The organism is Paenibacillus sp. BK033, assembly GCF_004345425.1.
GTDB lineage: Bacteria > Bacillota > Bacilli > Paenibacillales > Paenibacillaceae > Pristimantibacillus.
Genome location: NZ_SLVP01000006.1, coordinates 50,445 through 71,708 on the forward strand (window position 1 = coordinate 50,445; position 21,264 = coordinate 71,708).

The 21,264-nt window shown below is 52.9% G+C and carries 24 protein-coding genes; 17 read left to right on the top strand and 7 right to left on the bottom strand.

Going from position 1 to position 21,264, the window contains the following annotated elements:
• The first annotated feature begins 24 nt into the window (after positions 1–24).
• From EV294_RS19825 to EV294_RS19845, 5 genes are all read left to right on the top strand, one after another.
• Positions 25–1,005, top strand: coding sequence for an ABC transporter ATP-binding protein (locus tag EV294_RS19825; protein ID WP_132309926.1), 981 nt, complete (start codon positions 25–27; stop codon positions 1,003–1,005).
• Positions 974–1,768, top strand: coding sequence for an ABC transporter permease (locus EV294_RS19830; protein WP_165930754.1), 795 nt, complete (start codon positions 974–976; stop codon positions 1,766–1,768). Before EV294_RS19825 ends, EV294_RS19830 begins: the two co-directional genes overlap by 32 nt.
• A gap of 160 nt (positions 1,769–1,928) precedes the next feature.
• On the top strand, positions 1,929–2,378 hold the full coding sequence (locus tag EV294_RS19835; RefSeq protein WP_132309928.1) for a GNAT family N-acetyltransferase: 450 nt from the start codon (positions 1,929–1,931) through the stop codon (positions 2,376–2,378).
• A 186-nt stretch (positions 2,379–2,564) separates the two neighbouring features.
• Positions 2,565–3,563 carry a lysylphosphatidylglycerol synthase domain-containing protein gene (locus EV294_RS19840; protein ID WP_243711736.1) on the top strand — a complete coding sequence of 333 codons (999 nt, stop codon included), beginning with the start codon at positions 2,565–2,567 and terminating at the stop codon, positions 3,561–3,563.
• On the top strand, positions 3,553–4,752 hold the full coding sequence (locus tag EV294_RS19845; RefSeq protein ID WP_132309932.1) for a glycosyltransferase family 4 protein: 1,200 nt from the start codon (positions 3,553–3,555) through the stop codon (positions 4,750–4,752). Before EV294_RS19840 ends, EV294_RS19845 begins: the two co-directional genes overlap by 11 nt.
• A 68-nt stretch (positions 4,753–4,820) precedes the next feature.
• On the opposite strand, the gene EV294_RS19850 is transcribed toward EV294_RS19845, so the two are convergent.
• The gene (locus EV294_RS19850; RefSeq protein ID WP_132309934.1) at positions 4,821–6,026 is read right to left on the bottom strand and encodes an MFS transporter; all 1,206 of its coding nucleotides are present in this window, start codon (positions 6,024–6,026) and stop codon (positions 4,821–4,823) included.
• A gap of 161 nt (positions 6,027–6,187) precedes the next feature.
• Here EV294_RS19850 and EV294_RS19855 point away from each other — a divergent pair, with 161 nt between their 5' ends.
• Positions 6,188–6,457, top strand: a complete 270-nt coding sequence (locus EV294_RS19855; RefSeq protein ID WP_132309936.1) for a hypothetical protein — start codon at positions 6,188–6,190, stop codon at positions 6,455–6,457.
• A gap of 167 nt (positions 6,458–6,624) precedes the next feature.
• Here EV294_RS19855 and EV294_RS19860 read toward each other — a convergent pair whose 3' ends face one another.
• The 3 genes from EV294_RS19860 to EV294_RS19870 form a co-directional block, all read right to left on the bottom strand.
• Entirely contained in the window at positions 6,625–7,599 is a 975-nt protein-coding gene (locus tag EV294_RS19860; RefSeq protein ID WP_132309938.1) for a sensor domain-containing diguanylate cyclase, read from the bottom strand.
• A 32-nt stretch (positions 7,600–7,631) separates the two neighbouring features.
• Positions 7,632–8,438: an alpha/beta fold hydrolase gene (locus EV294_RS19865; RefSeq protein ID WP_132309940.1), complete on the bottom strand. Its 807-nt coding sequence runs from the start codon at positions 8,436–8,438 to the stop codon at positions 7,632–7,634.
• A gap of 94 nt (positions 8,439–8,532) precedes the next feature.
• Positions 8,533–9,336 (bottom strand): helix-turn-helix transcriptional regulator, encoded by an 804-nt coding sequence (locus EV294_RS19870; protein WP_132309942.1) that lies wholly within the window; start codon positions 9,334–9,336, stop codon positions 8,533–8,535.
• Positions 9,337–9,528: 192 nt separating this feature from the next.
• On the opposite strand from EV294_RS19870, the gene tynA reads away from it, so the two are divergent.
• From tynA to EV294_RS19890, 4 genes are all read left to right on the top strand, one after another.
• Positions 9,529–11,826, top strand: a complete 2,298-nt coding sequence (gene tynA / locus EV294_RS19875) for a primary-amine oxidase (protein WP_132309944.1) — start codon at positions 9,529–9,531, stop codon at positions 11,824–11,826.
• A gap of 121 nt (positions 11,827–11,947) precedes the next feature.
• Positions 11,948–12,406: a GNAT family N-acetyltransferase gene (locus EV294_RS19880; protein WP_132309946.1), complete on the top strand. Its 459-nt coding sequence runs from the start codon at positions 11,948–11,950 to the stop codon at positions 12,404–12,406.
• A 134-nt stretch (positions 12,407–12,540) separates the two neighbouring features.
• Positions 12,541–12,891 carry a hypothetical protein gene (locus EV294_RS19885; RefSeq protein WP_132309948.1) on the top strand — a complete coding sequence of 117 codons (351 nt, stop codon included), beginning with the start codon at positions 12,541–12,543 and terminating at the stop codon, positions 12,889–12,891.
• An 18-nt stretch (positions 12,892–12,909) separates the two neighbouring features.
• Positions 12,910–13,572: an HD domain-containing protein gene (locus EV294_RS19890; RefSeq protein WP_132309950.1), complete on the top strand. Its 663-nt coding sequence runs from the start codon at positions 12,910–12,912 to the stop codon at positions 13,570–13,572.
• Positions 13,573–13,829: 257 nt separating this feature from the next.
• Here EV294_RS19890 and EV294_RS19895 read toward each other — a convergent pair whose 3' ends face one another.
• Positions 13,830–14,288, bottom strand: a complete 459-nt coding sequence (locus tag EV294_RS19895) for a VOC family protein (protein WP_132309952.1) — start codon at positions 14,286–14,288, stop codon at positions 13,830–13,832.
• A gap of 201 nt (positions 14,289–14,489) precedes the next feature.
• On the opposite strand from EV294_RS19895, the gene EV294_RS19900 reads away from it, so the two are divergent.
• The 4 genes from EV294_RS19900 (at position 14,490) to EV294_RS19915 (ending at position 17,920) form a co-directional block, all read left to right on the top strand.
• The gene (locus tag EV294_RS19900; protein WP_132309954.1) at positions 14,490–15,380 is read left to right on the top strand and encodes an ABC transporter ATP-binding protein; all 891 of its coding nucleotides are present in this window, start codon (positions 14,490–14,492) and stop codon (positions 15,378–15,380) included.
• A gap of 15 nt (positions 15,381–15,395) precedes the next feature.
• Entirely contained in the window at positions 15,396–16,154 is a 759-nt protein-coding gene (locus EV294_RS19905; RefSeq protein ID WP_132309956.1) for an ABC transporter permease, read from the top strand.
• A 74-nt stretch (positions 16,155–16,228) separates the two neighbouring features.
• Positions 16,229–17,317, top strand: coding sequence for a sensor histidine kinase (locus EV294_RS19910; protein WP_243711726.1), 1,089 nt, complete (start codon positions 16,229–16,231; stop codon positions 17,315–17,317).
• Complete coding sequence (locus tag EV294_RS19915; RefSeq protein WP_132309960.1) at positions 17,318–17,920, top strand: response regulator transcription factor; 603 nt, start codon at positions 17,318–17,320, stop codon at positions 17,918–17,920.
• 213 nt (positions 17,921–18,133) lie between these two features.
• Here the strand turns inward: EV294_RS19915 and EV294_RS19920 are convergent, their stop codons facing one another.
• Both EV294_RS19920 and EV294_RS19925 read right to left on the bottom strand, forming a co-directional pair.
• Positions 18,134–18,532 (bottom strand): GNAT family N-acetyltransferase, encoded by a 399-nt coding sequence (locus tag EV294_RS19920; protein WP_132309962.1) that lies wholly within the window; start codon positions 18,530–18,532, stop codon positions 18,134–18,136.
• A gap of 76 nt (positions 18,533–18,608) precedes the next feature.
• Positions 18,609–19,493, bottom strand: a complete 885-nt coding sequence (locus EV294_RS19925; RefSeq protein WP_132309964.1) for a LysR family transcriptional regulator — start codon at positions 19,491–19,493, stop codon at positions 18,609–18,611.
• A 113-nt stretch (positions 19,494–19,606) separates the two neighbouring features.
• Here EV294_RS19925 and EV294_RS19930 point away from each other — a divergent pair, with 113 nt between their 5' ends.
• The 3 genes from EV294_RS19930 (at position 19,607) to EV294_RS19940 (ending at position 21,036) form a co-directional block, all read left to right on the top strand.
• Entirely contained in the window at positions 19,607–20,005 is a 399-nt protein-coding gene (locus EV294_RS19930; protein ID WP_132309966.1) for a tautomerase family protein, read from the top strand.
• A 4-nt stretch (positions 20,006–20,009) separates the two neighbouring features.
• Positions 20,010–20,321, top strand: coding sequence for a carboxymuconolactone decarboxylase family protein (locus tag EV294_RS19935; RefSeq protein ID WP_132309968.1), 312 nt, complete (start codon positions 20,010–20,012; stop codon positions 20,319–20,321).
• 139 nt (positions 20,322–20,460) lie between these two features.
• Complete coding sequence (locus tag EV294_RS19940; RefSeq protein WP_132309970.1) at positions 20,461–21,036, top strand: GNAT family N-acetyltransferase; 576 nt, start codon at positions 20,461–20,463, stop codon at positions 21,034–21,036.
• The last annotated feature ends 228 nt before the right edge of the window (positions 21,037–21,264 follow it).

Here is a 21,264-nt window from a genome sequence, read left to right on the forward strand (position 1 = left end):
CTTGAAAGCTTGAGGTGGATGCCGATGGACTTAATCGAGATTGACCAGGTCAACAAGGTGTACAAGAAAGGGAAGAAGCAAGCGAACATCGATATCAGCTTTTCCATTCGGGAAGGCGAGATTCTGGGATTGCTTGGGCCTAACGGAGCCGGGAAAAGCACGTTGATCAAGCAGATCGTCGGACTGCTTGCCCCAACCTCCGGCGAAGTCCGGTACGCAGGGGTTAATGTGCTCAAGCAGGCCAAGAAGGTAGCCTCGGAGTTTGGTTATTACGCGCAAGAGCCGCATGCCCTTGGCGCGCTGACGGCCAGAGAGGCGCTGCTTTTCACCGGCATTCTTCGAGGCCTGCCGAAGAAGGAAGCAGAGAAGCAGACGATGGAGCTGCTCGAGCGATTTAATATGGCGGAGCTCGCGGGCAGGCCGCTCAAGAAGCTGTCCGGCGGACAGAAACGGATGGTCGGAATCGGAACAACGATGATAGGCGATTCCCGCGTTCTTGTGCTTGATGAGCCGACTAACGAGCTTGACCCTCTGAACCGGCGGCTGGTGTGGGATATTATCGTGGAGCGGAACCGCCAAGGGGCTACCATTCTTCTTGTTACCCATAACGTGCTGGAAGCGGAGCGGGTGGTAGACCGCGTTGCTTTTATCAACTATGGAAGATTGCTGGAGATCGACAGCGTCTCTCACCTGAAGCAGCGCGTGGATGGGCGGCTGAAGCTGGAGCTGACGGCTGTTGAGGGGGAAGCGGTTAATCTGATGAAGCGGATGGAGGAGTGGGGCGATATCCAGCAGACAGGCGAGAACCGGCTTCGGCTTCTGATCGACAAAAATCGGGCGGGTACGATGCTGGATTGGATGTTTCATGCGACCGACCTGCCTATTGACGAATATGCGATGCTTCCTCCCAATCTGGAGGACGTCTATCTCTATATCGACAGTCAGAAGGCGAAGGCTGCGGGATATGTAATCCATGAGGAAAAGGTGGGGAGCGTCATTGGCTAATGCGCTTGCTTTTGTAAAGGGACGAATGTGGACCGAGCTGTACATCCTATTGCGGATCCAGGTTGCCATCGTGCGGGAGCAATGGATATGGATCTTTATTATGGCGACGATCTTTCCGCTGACCACGCTGTTGTTCATGAAATTTATGTACGGGGTTTCCTCGGGTCAGATCATGGTAAATGTCATTGTCGGCAATATCGTATTCGCGATCATTATGATGGGATTTAACGCGCTGGGACAGGAGATCTCGTGGCAGAAGCATGCGGGCTACTTTACCTTTTACTCCTCTCTTCCCATCTCGAAAGCGATCTTTGTCGTTACCCAGCTTGTGCGCGGGTTGATGACGGCGATGCCTTCGGTTATTATCATGGCTTTTATCGGGCAGTTTGCGTACGGAATAAAGCTTCATTACGAGTGGGGACTTATACCGGTCTTCCTGCTGGCCGTATTGAGCATGGTCGGCATAGGGGCGGGAATCGGATTCTGGTCTCCGGATCACCAGATGACCAATATGCTTGTGCAGGGGTTAATGATGTTTGTCGGGTTCTTGTCGCCGGTTATGATGGAAGCCAGCCAGCTGCCGCCGGTTCTGAGGTATATCGGGGTTATTTTTCCGACCACCTATTCGGCCTCCGCGCTCCGGGAGATGCTCACGAAAGGCTGGACGCCCGCAGTGACCATGGATATGTTCGTCCTGATCGGCTTTATTATCGTGTCGTTTGCGTTCATCTCGAGAATGATCAGCTGGCGTGCAGCTGAATAGATCCCAAACGAGCAGAAAACCGCTGGCCTCCAAGGCAGCGGTTTTCTTGTTATGTCATCCGGTTAAGGCAAGCATAACATCACCGGCAAGCCTATTCGGTTTTTGTTCTAACCGAATGATACAATGAACTACGGCAATGAAAGACAGGAGGATATTGGATATGACAACGATTGCGATACGGGAAGCGGGGCCACGGGATCTTCTCGATTTGGCCAAGCTGTTCGAGGTGCTGATGGAGGTTCGTTCCAATATAGAGGCAATGGGCAGGATGCTCGCGACTGTGACGGAGGATCCGCATTATTTTCTGGCGGCGGCTTGCGACGGCGATCAGGTGATTGGAACCGCAATGGGGATTGAATGTTACGATCTTGTCGGGAATTGCCGTCCGTTCCTCGTTGTGGAGAATGTGGTCGTTAATCCTGATTATAGAGGCCGTGGCGTTGGAAAAATGCTGATGAAGCGGCTCGAGCAATTCGCTGAGGAACGAGAGTGCAGTTACATTATTTTTGTGTCCAGCGGTTACCGGGAGAAGGCTCATCAGTTCTACCGGGCGCTTGGCTACTCCAGCGATCATCAGGGCTTTAAGAAGCAGCTTCGGGAACTGGGTTAATCGGCAGCGGAAAAGGCAGTCAAGCAGGGTTGGCTGCTTCCGCAGCCGGCTGTTTGTTTATTCATTTTTACATGGAAAAGGTATGGATTTTACCAAATTCGGCATTCTAGATAAATCACGGATGACAGAACATCCCTATAATGGAAAGATGGCTTAACTATAGTCAGGAGGTGTTGATGGTTGCCGATGTACCGCAAGCTGGCGCCAACGGTGCTCAAGGTCGCTGTCTTGGCCATCATCGTCGTATTTATTGTTCGCAACATTCCGCTGAAGCTGGAAGATCTTACGTCCTTCCTGGTGCACGCGAACTTCCGGTTTTACCTATCGCTGCTCTTATTCTCGATCTTTCTGATGCTTCAAGCCGGTATTTGGGTGTTAATCGTCAATGCCTCCTTATCCGATACCGGCCGCTTCAGCGGCAGGGCGAGACTTTCGATGCTGGGCGGTCTCCGTATTTTTATTGAAACCCAGTTCGGCAAGTACATTCCCGGAGGCTTCTGGAACGTGGCCGGACGGATTGTGATGGCGACCAAAGCCGGGGTGCCGCTGGATGCCCAATTCGCCGCCATTGTGTACGAGAACATTCTGCTCGTTGCGGCGGCGCTCGTCTACGCCATGATGCTGATTGTCACCCTCCATATTGTGCCTGTCTGGGTAGGGCTCCTGCTTGTTCTCGTGTTTGCGCTAATTTATTTGTTCTACCATCCGCTGACGGTAGCGGTCAAAGGCTTGTTCGTTCGCGCATCCCGGTGGAAATTTCTTCGGAAGATGATCGGGAAAATGACAAAGTCGTTTGGCGGCGTGGAGATGGCCGGCTCCGAGGTCAGCTTGACGCGGAATCAGTTTTTCGCTTATTTGGCATGCTTTTTGGCCAGCCATTTTGTTATGGGCATCGCCTTTTGGCTTCTTACCAACAGCTTTGATAAAGGGAAGATAGGTTTGTTTTACGCCGCGGGAACGTTCGCGACCTCTTGGCTCCTTGGGCTTGTAAGTCCGCTGCCCGGCGGGCTCGGGGTAAGGGAGGGCTTCCTGGTCTATTTCCTGTCCATGAAGCTAGGGACGGAGACGGCGCTCCAGATTTCGGTTATTGCCCGGCTTTGGAACATTATGGCGGAGTTGCTGTTCTGGGCGGTTATACGTGGCGTGTGCTATCTGACGCGAGGGGAGAAGGTATATGAAACGTAGGAAGATCGTGCTCGTCGCGGGTGTTTTTCCGCCGGGTGTCGGAGGCATGCAGAACTACTATTACAATCTGTCCAAACATACGAAGCATGAAATGATCGTTATCGCGCCTGAATACCCGGATTGCGCTTCCTTTGACGAGGGTCAGCCTTACCGGATCCTAAGGGGAGCGTTTATGCGGGGGGAGCGTGCCGACGTGTTCAGCTGGGGACGGCTGTTTCGGCAGGTGAAAAAAACGCTGCGCAGCGAAGAACCGGATATCACGGTGTACGGGTACGTGTTAATCGGCTTTATCGGTTTGTTATTCCGCGTGTTTGGCAGGCGCCGCTATATGATATCCGCCCACGGTATGGATATGCTGATGTTCCGTCGTTATATCGGCCTTAATCAGATTGTGAAGCTGATTCTGCGCAAGGCGGACGGCGTGCTGGTCAACAGCGAGTTTACCCGCCGCCTGGTCGAGGAGTACGGGGTGGAGCCCGGCAGAATCGGCATTGTCCATCCCGGCGTGGAAAGCTTATTCGAGCCAAAGGCGGTTGACGAGGAGCTAAGGCGGGAGCACGGACTGGAAGGGAAGTATGTGCTGCTGTCGGTAGGGCGGCTTGTTACGCGCAAAGGCCATGACAAGGTGATCGAAGCGATGCCCGCGATTTTGCGCCATATCCCGAATGCCGTCTATGTCATTGTAGGAGACGGTCCGGAGCGGGGCAGACTGGAGCAATTGGCCGGAACGGTCGGCGTGTCGGGAAAGGTTCGGTTCGTGGGCGGGATAAACGGCACGGAGCGGTTAAACGATTATTACAATCTGGCGAGTCAGTTCATAATGGTAAGCCGGCAGCTGGAAAAGGGCGACGCCGAAGGGTTCGGCATCGTCTATCTGGAGGCGGCTTCCGCCCGCGTGCCGGTCATTGCAGGGCGCTCAGGCGGAGCTTCGGAAGCGGTGCTCGACGGGGAGACGGGGCTCCTTGTGGAGCCTGAGTCGATAATGGCGATCACGGATGCCGTTGTAAAGCTGGCGAGCGATACGCAGCTGCGCGAAAGGCTGGTCCGCGAGGGTTATAAACGCGCTAAGCTGCAATTCCAGCATGACGTGCTTGCAGAGGTGTTTGATCAATACGCGGGACGCATCTGCTCCAATCCGGTTGCCGCGATTTATAAGCGGGCAGGGAAAAGAGCGGCTCAGCGGATGTAGCTTAAAGAAGGGAAAAACGCTGTAAGGCTGGCGGTGGACCAGCTTTACAGCGTTTTTTGTCGTGTGGGTCATTTTAGCAGCCGATGAATCAGCCATACCGAGAAGCTGAATAATCCTGCGAATCCGCCCGCGCAGCATACGCCGCTCCAGCCCCATTCATGCCAGGCGAAGCTGCCTGCAGACGAACCAATCGCTCCGCCAAGGAAGGTGGTTACCATCTGAACGGTATTCAGGCGGCTGCGGGCCGGGGGCTCAAGCGCATAGATGCGGGTCTGGTTGGCGACTTGAGTACCTTGCACGCCGAGATCAAGTAAAATAACGCCTGCAATAAGCGCCCATAACATGCCGCCAAGCAGCCCGAAGAACAGATACGCGATGATGTTTAGCGCGATTAAGCCGCCAATCATCCACTTGGTTGGAATGCGGTCGGCGAGTCTGCCGACAAAGGGAGCGCCTAATGCTCCGGCCGCACCGATTAATCCAAACAGGCCGGCGATCTGGCTGCTGTAATGATAAGGCTCGCCTTCCACATAGAAGGATAAAGCCGTCCAGAAAATACTAAAGGCGGCGAAGTTGGCTGCGCCAATCAAAGCGGACTCCCGCAGCGTGGAATATTTTTTCACGAGCCTACCCATGGAAAGCAGCAGCTCGCTATAGCGCAGCTCGGCGGTTGCGCGGGCCACGGGAAGCTTGATTCGGAGCAGAAGCAGCAAAGCCAGCATGGCCGCCGCCGCTAAGGCGTACATGAACCTCCAGCCCCAGGTTCCGCCGATCAAGCCGGACACGGTTCGGGTGAGCAGAATGCCGAGCAGCAGACCGCTTGTAACGGTTCCGACTGCTTTGCCTTGTTCGCCGGGTACAGCGAGTGTCGCGGCAAGCGGGATGAGGATTTGCGGCACAACGGTTGTCAGGCCAACGGCAAAGCTCGCGATAAACATCCAGGCGAGATTTTGCGCGGTGGCTATGCCAATCAGGGAAAGACAGACGAGCGAGAGCAGAACGGTAATAAGTCCTTTGCGTTCCTTGATGTCGCCCAGCGGCACGAACAGGAACATGCCCAGGGCATAGCCGATCTGGGTGCAGGTGGAGACAAATCCAACCTCGCTCGGGGCAACGCCAAAGGACCGGCCGATATCCGCCAGCAGCGGCTGGTTGTAATACAAATTCGCGACGGTCATGCCGGCGGTAAAAGCCATCAGGAGCAGCAGTCCCTTGGAAAGCGAGGCTTTGCCCGCCTGTGCTGCCGGTGTTTGAAGCGTAGGAGCGGATGACATGATGACGGTTCCTTTCGGGTAAATAGGATATGCTGTCTTAACCATCTTACCTGTAAATTTCTTAATGTAAAGCAGAAGCTGGGGGAGGGTGGAGTGCGTATTTTTAGTATGGTATAATTTGGGTGTTGCTGAAAGCTGCGTATTTGTAGGAGGCTGCTGTCGTGATCTATTTCGGAAGCGTGATTCTAGGATTTATCTTTATTCTGCTTGCCTATCGGTTATTGCGCTATAAATTAACGAAGTACAATAGAGAAAATATTGGTCTAAGCATGATTGCGTGCGTGGAGCTGGTTGTTTTTCGCGGGGAGTTCGTTAAGTACCAGGTAGCTTATATTCTCCTCATCTCCGCAGCGTTGCTGTCTGCGATCGTGTTCCTTTATGGGTTTTTGTTTAAAAGTAACGGGGTTAATGAAGGTCCTGGCCATCGTTGATGGCCAGGGTGCTGCTTAACGATGCGGCATATCGTTAACATGGTGAAAGAGCAGCTAGTCAGGCCCCTTAACGATGCTCCGCGCATCGTTAAGGCCCGGACGTAAGGGGCTGGCAACAAAGAAAGGAAAAAGGCCGTTCATACTCACGGTATGGGCGGCCTTTACTATTAACTACGGTAATGCGTAACCCGGTTGCGTCCGTTGTTTTTCGAGAGATAGAGCGCTTGGTCGGCCTGCTGCAGCAGGGATAACTCAGATTCCTCCTCCGCAGCAAAGGTTGCCGCGCCGATGCTGATGGTGATGCGCAAATCGCCAAGCGGAGTCGTCTCCGTGGCTGCGCGGTACCGCTCCGCGGCAGCGAGAGCCCGATCCCGATCCAGCCCCGGCAGCAAAATAACAAATTCTTCCCCGCCGAACCGGGCGACAACCGCTTCTTCCGGCGACTGCTCCTGCAGCAGCTGGGCCAGTCTGGTCAGAACAAGATCGCCGACAGGATGACCGTACGTATCGTTAATGCTTTTGAAGCGGTCGATATCGATGATGCAGAGCGAGAGGACATTCCCCGCCCCCTTTGATAATTCCGTGTGACTCAGCAGCTGCTCCTGGAAAAACCGGCGGTTCTTCAGGCCGGTCAGCGGATCCGTCGAAGCCAAGGTCTCCAGCCGCTCATTCAGTTCCATTAGCTCCCGCTGCTTCTTCTCGTATTGGGCATGCAGCAGCTCCAGCCTGTGATTGGCTTCATTCGTCTCCTGATACAAAATCTCAAGCTGCCGCTTGGTCTTCATGATATCCTTCTCATGCTCAATCCGTTTCCGCATCTCAAGTGCCACGCAGTCGATCACGGCTTTGCCGTCCCGGTTCCGCCTGATGCCGTTCAAGAGCACGGGAAGATCCTTGCCGTCCTTCGACCGGAACGAGAAATACATCTCGTTCACCTGGCCGTAAAGCTGGATGTAAGGATAGAAATAAGTGTGAAAAAACATCTTATTCGCCACCGACATCGTGGACTCGATATGCCGTTCCAGTAATTCCTCGCGGTCATAACCCAGCATCGTTAACAGTGTCTGATTGACCGATTGAATTAGTCCCTTGTCGGTAATCGAGAAATAGCCGCAAGGAGCTTCATTTAACAGGGTATCCATTCAAATACTGCCTTTCTTCGTCGTTTCGTCGTTTAGGAAATCGCCAAATAATCCTTAATGTACTGCGTGGTTTCTTCCGGGTGACTGAGATGCGGGTAATGTCCGGTTGCCTTCATTTGCCGTAAGGTGCTGTTTTTCAGCTGCGCATGCATGAATTCTCCTACTTCAGGAGGCGAGATGCTGTCGTCCGTGCATTGCAAAATAAGCGTCGGGATTGAAGAGGAGGCCAGCTCTGACCGGCAGTCGGACAAGAAGGTTACTTCCGCGAACTGTCTGGCGATATGCGGGTCTCTGGAGCAGAAGCTTTCCTCCAGCTCGGTGGACAGCTCTTGGCGATCTTGATTCTGCATGACGATTGGGGCGAGGTAGCTTGCCCAGCCGATAAAATTCATCTGCATCATCTGCAGCAGCTCGTCTATCTCGTTGCGGTCAAAGCCCCCGTAGTAGCTTGGGAGATCGTTGACGTAACGCGGCGAAGCGCCTAGCATAACCATCCGCTGAAAATATTTCTTATCCCGAATCGAAGCCAGCATGCCAATCATGCCGCTGACGGAGTGGCCAACGAATATGGCGTCTTCCAAACGAAGCGTATCCATCACGTCAAGCACATCTTCGGCGTAGCCGTACAAGCTGTTATATTTGTCGGGGCTGTAGTCGTTGATTTGGGATGCTCCGGAACCGACGTAATCGAATAGAACGATCCGGTAGTCCTGTTCGAAAAGGGGAAGCATGTGCCGCCACATATTCTGGTCGCAGCCGAAGCCGTGGGCGAAGACGATCGTCTGTTTGCCGTGGCCAAGCACTTTTACGTTATTGCGCGTGAGAACATCCGTATTCATAGACGGTCTCCCCTCTTGAGAGAAGTGTAATACTATGAACATTATATCGGATTATTTTGGAATTGGGATGAACTTTTGTAGATTTGTGTCGAATTTACCAGAGAAAAGAGGAGGTTGTTTTCCGGTTCTTCCTAAGCTGAATAGGGGTGAACTGGCTGAAGGATTTGAATTCCTTCATGAAATGGGACTGGTCAAAATATCCGCTTTCCATCGCTACATCCGTCAAGGAGGACGCGCTTCTGACAATGCCGCTAAGCGAACGCTGGAAGCGGATAATCCGGTTGTACAGCTTGGGGGAGATGCCGAGGGATTGCTCGAATTTGGTTCGGATATAACGCTCGGAGTAGCCGGTATCCTCGGCCAGCTCCCGGATCGTAACGCTGCCGTTTGAACGCTGCATGGAAGTCAGGCAGTAATCGATCATCCGGATGGGACGCGCGTCGCCCGTCAGAAGGGGCATGCAGAGCCTTTCAAAGCCTCTTATCCGCTCGGAGAAGCCTTGAAGCTCGGCGATAATCGCTCCCGTGTCTTTGTATACCGACAAAGAATCCTCGAACGGCGCTTGGACCTCGATAATTTCCTTCAACGGCAGATTTGGCAGCAGAAGACTTAGCCTTGCGGACAGTCGAACCCCGAAATAGGTCGTGTCAGCTTCAAAATAAAGCTCTTTTCCCTGCAGCACGGTACCGCAAACTCTGGCGGATGGCTTCCCGGGCTGGCAGCAGAAGAGAAGGTCGACACAGCCGTCCGGGACAACATGGATCATCCGCCCGGATGCATCCGTCATGAACTGATAATAGATAACGGGCTGTCCGTTATAATGGATTTTCCGCTCCGTATAGCCCGTTGTTTCCCATTCGAAGCCGTATTGGATGCCGCTGACAAGTTCCTCCATCATCTGTGCCCGTTCCTCCCGTAACCTTAATATGCGTACAACAATAGCAAACCCTGTGTTCTCTCGTCAATGAGTGAAAGTTATATTTTCTAACATAATTTTCGGGTTTGTTCCGTTTTTTACAATAATCCGCTCTATTATGTGAGGTAAATTAACGTCACGGGAAAACGTAAGAGAATGGGGAGGCATACCAAGATGAAGAAGCTTAAGGGTTCACTTGCTAAAAAATCGGCGGTCCTGGGCACGGCTTTAACGGTTGCGCTAGGCGGCGGGTTAATCGCACCGCTATCGGCGCCAACGGCCGAAGCGCATGGAGGCTCGGAGGATTTTGTTCCGCTTCGCGCAACCATGGAGGAGTTTGGGGCAGAGGTGAAATGGGACAGCTTTGCGGGAACGATCACAATCACGAAGAACAGCACGTTGGTGAAGGTAAAGCCGAATTCCAATATCGCCCTGGTAAACGGTCAGCGTCTGGAGATGGAAGCTCCGGTCATTATGAAAAAAAGCCTGGCGTACGTATCCCATCATTTTGTCGGCGAAGTGTTCCAGTCGGGTCTGGATCAAACGTTTCAGGTAGAGAAAAAGGCCAATCCGCTAAACCCGCTTACTTCCGCCGAGATAGCGGAGACGGTGAATATTTTGAAGGCGGAAGGGAAATTCGGGGACAACTACCGCTTTACCGAAATTACGTTGAAGGCTCCGCCAAAGGAGCAGGTATGGAGGTTTGCGCTTGACGGCACGGACGTATCGGCTCACCGTTCGGCTGCGGTCGTTATTCTGGACGGCAAGCGTGTCATTGAAGGGACGGTTGATCTCGCAGCCCAAAAAGTAACCGCATGGCAGCCGGTCGAAGGCGCGCATGGCATGGTGCTGCTCGATGATTTCGGTACGGTACAGAAAGCCATCGAAGAAAGCCCGGAATATGCGGCAGCTCTGAAGAAACACGGCATTAACGATGTGAAGCAGGTCGTTTCCACGCCTTTGACGGTTGGTTATTTCGACGGCAAGGACGAGCTTCAGCAGGACAAGAGACTGCTTAAGGTAGTCGCTTACCTGAACACGGGAGACGGCAACTACTGGGCGCATCCGATCGAGAATCTGGTCGCGGTGGTCGATCTCGAGCAGAAGAAGGTGATTAAGATCGAGGATGCCGGCGTCGTGCCGATTCCGATGAAGGCAACCCCGTATGACGGCAGCAATATGACAGCTTCGGCGCCCTCGAAGCCGCTTGAGATTACGGAGCCGGAAGGCAAGAACTACACGATTACGGGCAATACGATTCATTGGCAGAATTGGGACTTCCACCTTCGCCTGGACTCCCGCGTTGGTCCGATTCTGTCGACGGTGACCTATAACGATCAGGGCAAAAAGCGCAAAATCATGTACGAGGGCTCGCTTGGCGGCATGATCGTTCCTTATGGCGATCCGGATGTAGGCTGGTACTTCAAGGCTTATCTCGATTCGGGCGAATATGGCATGGGGACTCTGACCTCCTCGCTTGCCCGCGGCAAGGATGTGCCAAGCAACGCCGTATTGCTGGATGCGACGATCGCCGATTATACGGGCGCCGCGATGAATATTCCGAACGCGATGGCCATCTTCGAACGCTATGCAGGCCCGGAATACAAGCATCAGGAGATGGGACAGGACAACGTCAGCGCGGAAAGACGCGAGCTTGTTGTCCGCTGGATCAGCACGGTAGGCAATTATGATTATATTTTCGACTGGGTATTCGCGCAGAACGGCACCATCGGCATTAACGCCGGTGCTACCGGCATTGAAGCCGTAAAAGGCGTAGAGTCCGGCACGATGCATGACGAGACCGCTGCCGACGATACGAAATACGGCACGTTGATTGATCATAACATCGTAGGTACGACGCATCAGCATATTTATAACTTCCGTCTCGATATGGACGTGGACGGCGAGCAAAATTCCCTGATGGAGATTAATCCGGTGGTAGCGGACAATACGGCCGGCGGCCCGCGCGCGAGCACGATGCAGACCGAGACGCGCATTGTGGGGACGGAGCAGGAGGCGGCTCAGAAGTTCGATGCTTCGACCATTCGCCTGATCACGAATACCAATAAGGAGAACAAGGTAGGCAATCCGGTCTCCTATCAGATTATCCCGTATGCCGGTGGGACGCATCCGATTGCCAAGGGCGCCAACTTCAGCGAGGACGAATGGCTGTTCAACCGCGTTAACTTTATGGATAAACAGCTGTGGGTCACGCGCTATTACGAGAACGAGCGTTATCCGGAGGGCAAATACCCGAACCGAGCGAAGACGGATACCGGTCTTGGATTGTTCACCTCGGACAATGAATCGATCGTCAACACGGACAACGTGGTCTGGATGACGACGGGCACCACCCATGTGGCGCGCGCGGAGGAATGGCCGATCATGCCGACGGAATGGGTGTACACGATGCTGAAGCCGTGGAACTTCTTCGACCAGACGCCAACGCTGAACTTGAACGGCAAAAAGTAGCATAGTAGGTACAGGGGTCTCTTGCGGGACTCCTGTTTTTAGTTGTTCCTTGAAATCTATCAAGCTATAATGTTAGAAAATATAACGTACAGGCTGGGATGCCGGGAAAGAGGAGCTGTCCATGGAGAGGGAAATCATCCAGGTAACTCATGACAACAAGGATTTGCACGAATTAATCCGGAAGCTGGACGAGGATTTGGCGGAGCGCTATTCCAATCCGGACGACGTGTTTACGGTGGATTTTTCGGATCCGAAGGTGAAGGACATGATCTTTATGGTCGCTTATTTGGGTGGAACTCCGGTCGGCTGCGGAGCTATTCGTCCGCTGGACGAGGAATCTGCCGAGCTGAAGCGCTTTTATGTAGATCCCGGCTTTCGGAGACAGGGAATTGCGGGAGCCGTCTTATCCGCTCTGGAGGATCAGGCGGTTGCGATGAACCGCCGGATCATGCGGTTGGAAGCGGGAGCGCCGCAGCCAGAGGCTCTTCGTTTTTACGCAAGCAAAGGTTATTACGAAATCGACCGCTTCGGCGAATATACGGATTGCGAATCCAGCCTCTGTTATGAAAAGGTGCTGTAACGGATAGAAGGTCGACTCCGTCCATAGAGGCAGAGTTCTATTTTGCCTCTGGCTTGCGGTTGGGGCGGGCTCTCGATTAACATTATCGGTAGAAAATGACAAATGCAATTTACCGAGAGGGAGCTGCGGAGGATATGAACGACGGTCTGATTGGCGGAGCGTTAGAGAAGGTCAATCCTTATTATTATGCAGGCGGCATTGTTGGCTGCATGGCCGGCTACGCCATGGCGAAAATTTATTTGATCTGGGCGATGATGTTCATCGATGGCGGGTATGATCGATTTACGAGTGACGCCTGGAACCCTGGCTCTACCCCGCTATGGTATACGGCTACCAGACATACCGGGGCATTTACGTTTTGGGTAACCGTTCTTTTCATCGTAATCGGGGTTCTATTCGTTAAGCTATGCAGGGTTGCCTACGATAGAAATAGAGCTCAAGCCTTCCATAATGGCAAGGAGGAGACGCATGAATACAGTAAATAAAGTTGAGGTGCAACAACCATGACAATCACGCATGACGATAAAGAAAAGGTGATCCGCAAGGCCGAAGAGTTCAGCCGTTCCGTACTGGAGAACGATACAAGCGGCCACGACTGGTGGCATATTCACCGAGTGGTGCAGATGGCGAAGCGGATCGCCGGAGAGGAAGGAGCGGATAGGTTCGTCTGCACGATAGCGGCGCTTTTGCATGATGTCGCGGACGAGAAGCTGAATCCTTCGAAGGAAGCGGGGCTTCGGAAAGTTCAAGACTGGCTGGAAGCCAATCTGCCGGAGGAAGAACACCGCGCACACGTGATGGATATTATCTCGAACATGTCCTACAACGGCGGTAAAAATCCCCCGATGCGCACGCTGGAAGGGAAGGTTGTGCAGGATGCCGACCGGCTTGACGCCATTGGGGCTATCTCCATTGCGAGAGCTTTTGTATACGCGGGCTGGAAGGGCACTCCGATCCATGATCCGGCTATTCCGCCTCGCGGCGAGATGACCGCAGAGGAATACCGGAACGGGAAAGGCACGGCGATCAATCATTTTCACGAGAAGCTTCTGAAGCTCAAAGATCTGGTCAATACGGATGCTGCCAGACGGATAGCCGAAGAACGCCACCGCTATATGGAGCAATTCGTAGAGCGGTTCTACGAGGAATGGGACGGGAACCGGTAGAGTAGGTAGCGGGGGGATTACGACGTTGCACGAATTGCAGGATAATCGTCGATCATAGCCCTATACATAGAAATATCCTGCACGGAGTGCAGGATATTGGCTGCTAAACCGCTCCATTCAGCCGCAATACCTCTAATAGACTGCATTCCGTACAGTATAGTTCACTTAAACGCCCTTACCCAAAGTCCATACCCTGCATTTCATGCAGGATATCTCAACCGGACCCCTATGCCAAAAAAATAAGACCCTTCGAGGTCTTATTTTTTCGCCTTGATTTCATTCCACTCGCTCAAGTACGGGACATAATCCAAGCGCTGCGGCTCGTCGTCCAGCCATGCCATAAATTCGAGCTCGTTGCCGTCATGGTCGTTGAAATAGACGCTTGCTGCCGGCATCCATGCATGCACGAAGGGCTCCGGAGGAGCCTCTGTTTTGCCAAAACCCGGCAGCGGGTAGATTCCCCGTTCAATCAGCCAGTCCGAAGCCGAAAGCAGCTGATCAAGCCGAACGCCAAAAGCGAAATGCCGCGGCTGCAGCTTTTGTCCTTTCGGCAGCTCCTTTAAAGCGAGTAAATCTCTGCGTTCTCCTACATAGAAAAAAGCAGATCTCCGCTCGGGCTTATGCAACGCAAGGGTTAGTCCGAGTTTCTTATAAAACTTGATGGAACGGTCTAAATCCGTCACCTGCAAATGGGTTTCGAAGATGGAATCAATCATGCCGGTATGCTCCTTTTGATAAAGGTCTGTTTGTCCTATTGTACTTATCATATCCATGATATGACATTTGTCATCTGAAAGAGATTACGTTCATGCGTAGGAGCAATCCGCTCAAAAAGGTAAGATGTGTATGTAAGCAAGACGCGGCAACTTGAGACGTAAACGCATAACAAATTATAGATAGCGGGAGTGAAGTTGACAATGAGTTACGCAATCGAATTGGATCAGGTCTCGAAGATCTACCAAGGTAAAAAAGCGGTTGATAATTTATCGCTGAAGGTGGAGAGGGGTACGGTGATCGCGCTGCTTGGGCCAAACGGCGCCGGCAAAACAACAACGATCTCCATGATTCTGGGGCTGAAGCAGCCGACCTCCGGAACGATCAAGCTGCTGGGCGGAAGCCCAAAGGACATCAAGGTGCGCAACCGGATCGGCGCGATGCTGCAGGATGTCAGCGTGATCGATAATTTGAAGGTAGCGGAGACGATTGAACTGTTCCGCAATTATTACAGCAATCCGCTCTCCTTGCAGGAGCTGCTCCGGATCTCCGGCTTGGAGAAGGAAAAGGATAAAATGGCCGCGTCGCTGTCCGGCGGACAACAGCGCCGTCTAGGCTTCGCCCTTGCGGCGGCGGGCGATCCCGAAATTATTTTCCTCGACGAACCAACGGTAGGCATGGACGTTACCTCCCGCCAAATGTTCTGGGATACGATCCGTTCGATGGCGGACAAAGGCCGCACGGTTGTTCTGACGACGCATTACCTGGAAGAAGCGGATAGCCTCGCCGACCGCATCGTCGTTATCAATCAGGGCAAGGTTGTGGCGGACGGCTCGCCAAGCCAGATCAAAGCCGAAACAACCGGCCGCGTCATCTCCTTTACGGCTGGCGCTTCCGTAACGAACGAGCAGCTGCAGGCTTTGCCGGGTGTTATCGACGCGGAATGGAACGGAAGACGCGTTAAGCTTCATAGCCGGGATACCGACCGGTTGATCGTAACGTTGATCGAGCAGCGCATTGAAATGAAGGATATCGAAATTCAAAGTGGCGGCCTTGAGGATGCATTCCAGGCGATTGTCCACTCCACGAACTAAGGGGGATCTATATCAATGAGTCAATCCACAAGCATGAAGGCAACGCTGGCGCAATGCAAAGCGGAGCTGCTGCGTACCGTCCGTAACCGCCGATTCGTTATTTTCTCGTTTATTATGCCAGTTGTGTTCTACTTTATCTTTACCAATACCGTTGGCGATAATGTGCAAGTTGGCAATGTCGATTGGAAAGCCTATTACTTGATGTCGATGACGGTGTACGGCGTAGTAGGGGCGAGCTTAACCTCCTATGCGCAGCGGCTGTCGAGAGAACGGAGCCAAGGCTGGCTGTCTCTCTTGAAAATCACTCCGCTCCCGTCCTGGTCTTATGTAATGTCCAAAGTATTGTCGCAGGCCGTTATTAACCTGGCCATCATTATCGTTATGTTCGTTGTAGGCGGCGTGTTCAAGGATGTTAACCTAAGCGCGTCCACCTGGATCGCTTGCGGGCTGTTTATCTTTATCGGCGGCTTCTCGTTTATGGGTCTTGGCACTCTGATCGGCTCGATCAAAAATGCGGATTTTGTTCAAGTCCTTTCCATGATATGCTATATGGGATTGTCCATTCTGGGCGGTTTGTGGTTCCCGACGGATACCATGTCCAGCACGATGAAGACCATTGCTCACCTGACGCCAACCTATCGTCTTGGGCAAGGGGCTTGGGACGCGGTTGCCGGTGTTTCGATTAACTGGACCGGCGTAGGAATCCTGGTTGCTTACGTGGTGGTATTCCTTGCGATTTCGTCTTATATCATGAAAAAACAGGAAGCGGTGTAATGCAAAAATACTTGCATGATTTACGTCGATTTATAATGAAGCGGCCCCCTGAAGGTGGGCCGCCCATTTTCTTTATGCTGTTATGGCTTGTCTATATCCTATTCCCGGTCATGGCGCTCGCCGAACGGCCGCCTGAGGAGCAGTGGATCGGATTTCCTCTTATTATCTTGTTTATCGTCAGTTACATTACAGGGCATTTGAGCAAAGGCTGGCGTATTTGGGCGGTTATTATTCAATTGCTCGTGATTGGGTACTTCAGCTGGCGGTATGATGAAAGCTTTATGTATATGGGCTTTTTTACGGCTTCGCTCGTCGGCATGCTGCCGAGCCTCCGTCAGATCGGGATTGCCATGTCCGGCGTGCTGCTGTTGTACGGGATGGAGGTCTGGCACTATGAAGAAAGGAACGGTTTGGAAGGACTGTACAATTTATTGCCTGCTATGGTTGCGGTCCTGCTGGTTCCTTTTGTCATGTTCATCGGACGACGCTCCAGAGTGCTTCGCGCGCAGCTCGAGCTTGCTAATGACGAGATTGCCCGTTTATCCATTCAGGAAGAGCGGCAGCGGATCTCCCGCGAGCTTCATGATACGCTTGGTCATACCCTTACGATGATCACGCTCAAAAGCGAATTGGCCGAGAAGCTGATCGTCCATCATCCGGACCGGGCGAAGCAGGAAATAAGGGATGTTCAGCTTACCTCGCGTGCCGCGCTGAAGCAGGTCCGGGAGCTGGTTACAGGCATGAATACGGTAACGCTGCAGGATGAGCTGTCGAATGCGAAGCGTATTCTGGCGGCAGCTTTCATAACCATTAAGGTGCAAGGCGACCCCGCTTCCGCATCCTTAAGCCCGCTTATCGATAATATGCTGGGCATGTGCCTGCGCGAAGCGGTAACCAATGTCGTGAAGCATAGCGAAGCTCGCCAGTGCGTTATTGAATGGGCAATGACGCCCGATCAGTACCGCTTGGCTATTCGGGATAACGGGGTTGGCTGTGATTTGGCAGACAAAGGGCCTGCGCATAACGGACTTAGAGGGATGCAGGAACGGTTAAATCTGGTGGACGGCAAGCTGGACTTCAAGTCCGCGAAAGGCAGCGGAAGCGTTATAACGTTTACCGTGCCTAGAGTACACTCGTCATCGAAGAAGGGAGGCTCCACATAAATGAGAGTGCTTGTAGCCGAGGATCAGGGAATGCTGCGCGGTGCGCTTAGCGCCCTGCTCGATTTGGAAGAAGATATTGAGGTTGTTGGACAAGCGGAAGACGGTGAACAGGCGTTAGAGATGATTCGCAGCCTGAAGCCGGATATCTGCGTGATGGATATCGAAATGCCCAAGCTGACCGGACTTGATGTTGCGGAACGGTTGCGGGCGGATAAGCATCCTTGCCTGGTCGTCATTCTGACCACCTTTTCACGCGCCGGGTACTTCCAGCGGGCTATGAAGGCAGGTGTGAAGGGCTTCCTGCTTAAGGATTCCCCGATCGATGAGCTGTCCGCGGCGCTTCGCAACGTCTATGCCGGGAAGCGGGCGGTAAGTCCGGAGCTTGCCCTATCGTTTTGGGAAGCGGAGAATCCGCTCACCGAACGGGAGCGGGAGGTGCTTAGGCTGGCTCGCGAAGGCTTGCCTGCCGGCGAGATTGCCTCCCGGCTGTTTCTGTCCGCGGGGACCGTACGCAATTACTTGTCCGAAGCCATTCAGAAGCTGGATGCCAAGAATCGGATTGATGCGATCGGAATCGCGGAGAAAAACGGCTGGCTCGATTAGAAGGTTACTTATGCCTGCAAAACGACAGGTCAATTCTAAAATTGAGCTCAATAAATAGAACGGAAATGCAAAAAGTACAGTTCATTCCGACGAAAAATGCTCAATTGAGCATCTGGGTACGGTTTAACTGTACTTTTGCAGTTTAATCGGGTTCCTGCCCGTTACGGGAGAAAGTCACCTGCGTGTTCGCGGCTTAATTGTTGTGGGTTGGGATTATCTTACCCGCTTAATCAGGAACGCGTTATCGGCTTTATCAAAGCCGATCCGAGGGTAATAATCCATGGCGGATGGCGCGGACAGCAGCAGAAGAGCAACCTCTTCGCCAAGGTGCTCCTGCAGCCGGTTCACCAGGTTGGTGCCGATACCAAGACGTTGATGCGTTTTGCTTACGGCCAGATCGGAGAGATAACAGCAATAGGCGAAGTCGGTAACCGCCCGGGCAATGCCGACAAGCTCTTCGCCATCCCAAGCCGAGAGAATAAGATCGGCGTTGTCGATCATTTTTTGAATGCGGGGAAGATCGTCGACGGGTCGTTTGATGCCGGAGCTTCGGAATACTTCGGCGACTTGTACGGCTGTAACGGGAGCTTCAATACGGTATTCAACTGGCATGGGGCTGCACCTCTTTTGTTTTTAGTTTAATAAGAAAAATATAGGGGATTGCGCTTTCTGTCAACGTTCTTTTTCGTCAAGCCTCCGTCAACCAGACCTCTTTGATTATCCCGATAAGCCGCTCGCGCGCAGCCGATGGATATACGGTATCCCGCCGATCGAGCAGGCCAACCGGGATCGTAGGCTCCTCCCAGTCAACGGCAAGCGGTTTTACTTGATCGGACAGAGGGGTTGAAGCCAGGACAACGCCAATAAACGGCGGACGCGCAGCAAAGCCCGGAATCGCAGAGATTTGGCTCACCGAGTGGAGCAGCGGCATGCTGTCGAATCGGGCAAGCTGTCTCGATAAGTGCAGATAGTACAGGCAGGTTGGCCCGCCAACCACCATCGGAAAGGGCAATAGCTCCTGAAAAGGAAGCTTGCCTTCTCCATGCAGGTGAAGGGGATGGTCCTTGGCCGCCGCAAAAACTATTTTCTCCTCATGCAAAGGTTCGAAGCGCAGGCCCTTCAGCTCGGGAGGCTCGCCGCATATCGCCAAGTCCAGCTGTTTGCGGCGAAGCTCGCTGGCTGCCAGATCGGTGTTGCCGATCACGAATTGGCAGGCAATGTGTGGCTTTTCTTCGCGGAACCGACTTAATGCTTCTGGCATGATCTGCCGGGCAAGCATCTCCAGCATGCCGATCCGAAGGGTGCCGGTCTCCTCCCGCAAAATGGCTTTTGCCTGGTCGGACACGTAATGCCAATGCTGAATAAGCCGATCCACCTCGGCGGCGTAGATTTGCCCGGCGGGGGTCAGCTCGGCTTCCCAGCCTCGGTCAAACAGCTGGAAGCCCAGTTCTTTTTCGAGGCGCTGAATCTGGTTCGTTATGGTGGACTGGGCGTAATTCAGCTTGGCTGCCGCCTTCGCAAAGCTGCCTTCCTGCAAGATCGTCTGAAAAGCGGTTAGTTCTTTCAAATCCATCTTCGAAAGCATCTCCATTCGTATATCTGAATGAGTTGATTAATTAATTCAATTATATAAATAAAGAAAACGGATATACAATGAAGTCATCTTACTTTAGGGAGTGATGACAGATGCCTTTTATCCGGGTCGGCTATAGGGAGGATCAATATAAGCAGGAGGAGCTGCCGCCAATCGGCCATGCGATTCATCGGGCGTTAACGGAGTATTTTCGCGTGCCGGAGGATGATTATTTTCAAGTTTTTCATGGCCATAAACCGGGGGAGTTCTATTACGATCCGGCCTATCTGAATGTCTCGCGCACGGATCGGCTGCTCTATATCCACATTACCTTGAAGTCCGGAAGGACGGAGGAGCAGAAAAGAGGCTTTTACGCCAGGCTTGCGGAGCTGTTGCCCGCATGCGGAGTGAGAGCGGAGGATATCTTTGTTGTGCTTGTCGGCACGGAGCTTGAGGACTGGACGTTTGGGAACGGAATCGCACAGATGCTGGGACAGAAGAGGGAGGCATAACCCAATGCATAGAAAAATCGATACGGCTCATATCGGCCCAGCATACGGTGATACCGCGTTTGCCCGTTATAGCGAGGATATTCTGTTTGGAGACTTGTGGCGGAGGGAGGAACTTTCGATGCGTGAGCGAAGCTTGATTACCGTAGCGGCCTTAGTAGCAGGCGGGCATATGGAGCAGCTCCCTTATCACTTGCAGCTTGCCAGGGAGAACGGTTTGACGCAAGAGGAACTGGTTGAAGCGGTCACGCATCTGGCATTTTATGCGGGATGGCCTAAAGCCGCATCCGCAATCGACCGTATACGGTCCCAAGCCTAAAAATAAACCGCAGGGTACGGCATCGGCAGGTGCTTAGCCTGCGGTTTTTCTTTACGATGCAACAACAGACGGGTTATGATGAAATAATAGTAAAAAATGGATATCGTTCATTCTTTATGTATGGAGAGGAGCTGCTGCGATGAATATTACGGCGCTGGAAGGCCAACGGGTTGAGCTGCTCCCTATCGCTGAGGAGCATACCGAGGCGTTATTTGCCTGCTCGCGTTCGGACGAAATATGGGAGCAGCTGCCTGTCAAAGTCCATACCTTGCAGGAAATGGAGCGTTTTGTCCATACGGCGATACAAGGAAGAGAACGGGGTGAAGAATATCCGTTCGCCGTCTTTGACAAACAGCTGAACCGGATTGTCGGGACAACGAGATATCTCCGTATCGCCCCGTCCCACCGCAATCTCAATATCGGCTGGACCTGGTATTCGCCCGAGGTGTGGCGGACGGTCGTTAATACCGAATGCAAATATCTGCTTCTGAAGCATGCTTTCGAGCAATGGGAGGCCGTCCGGGTTGAACTCATCACCACGACCTCGCATCATCGCTCGCAGCGGGCGATCGAGCGGCTTGGGGCAACGCGCGAAGGCGTGCTCCGCAAGAAATATAACGGCATGGATTATGTCATATTTAGCATTGTTTCGGAAGAATGGCTTCCGGTGAAGGAGCGTCTGGAGAAGCTTTTGAACAAGGGGGTACAACCGTGATTTTTGCTCCAAAAAGGGACTTATGGATCTCGAATACGATCTGGGTTACGACGAGGCTCCCGGCTTCTCTGCAATCTCCCCCATTAGGATGGGACCTGCATTTCTCCGCTTGAACGGGACGCCCTCCTAACTGAAGCAAAGCTGCCCGCAGCTGACCGCCGAATAGCCAAGCCCCGATAAAGGGGCTTTCTTTTTTTTATTTATATTGTGTATAGTTATGGCGACAGA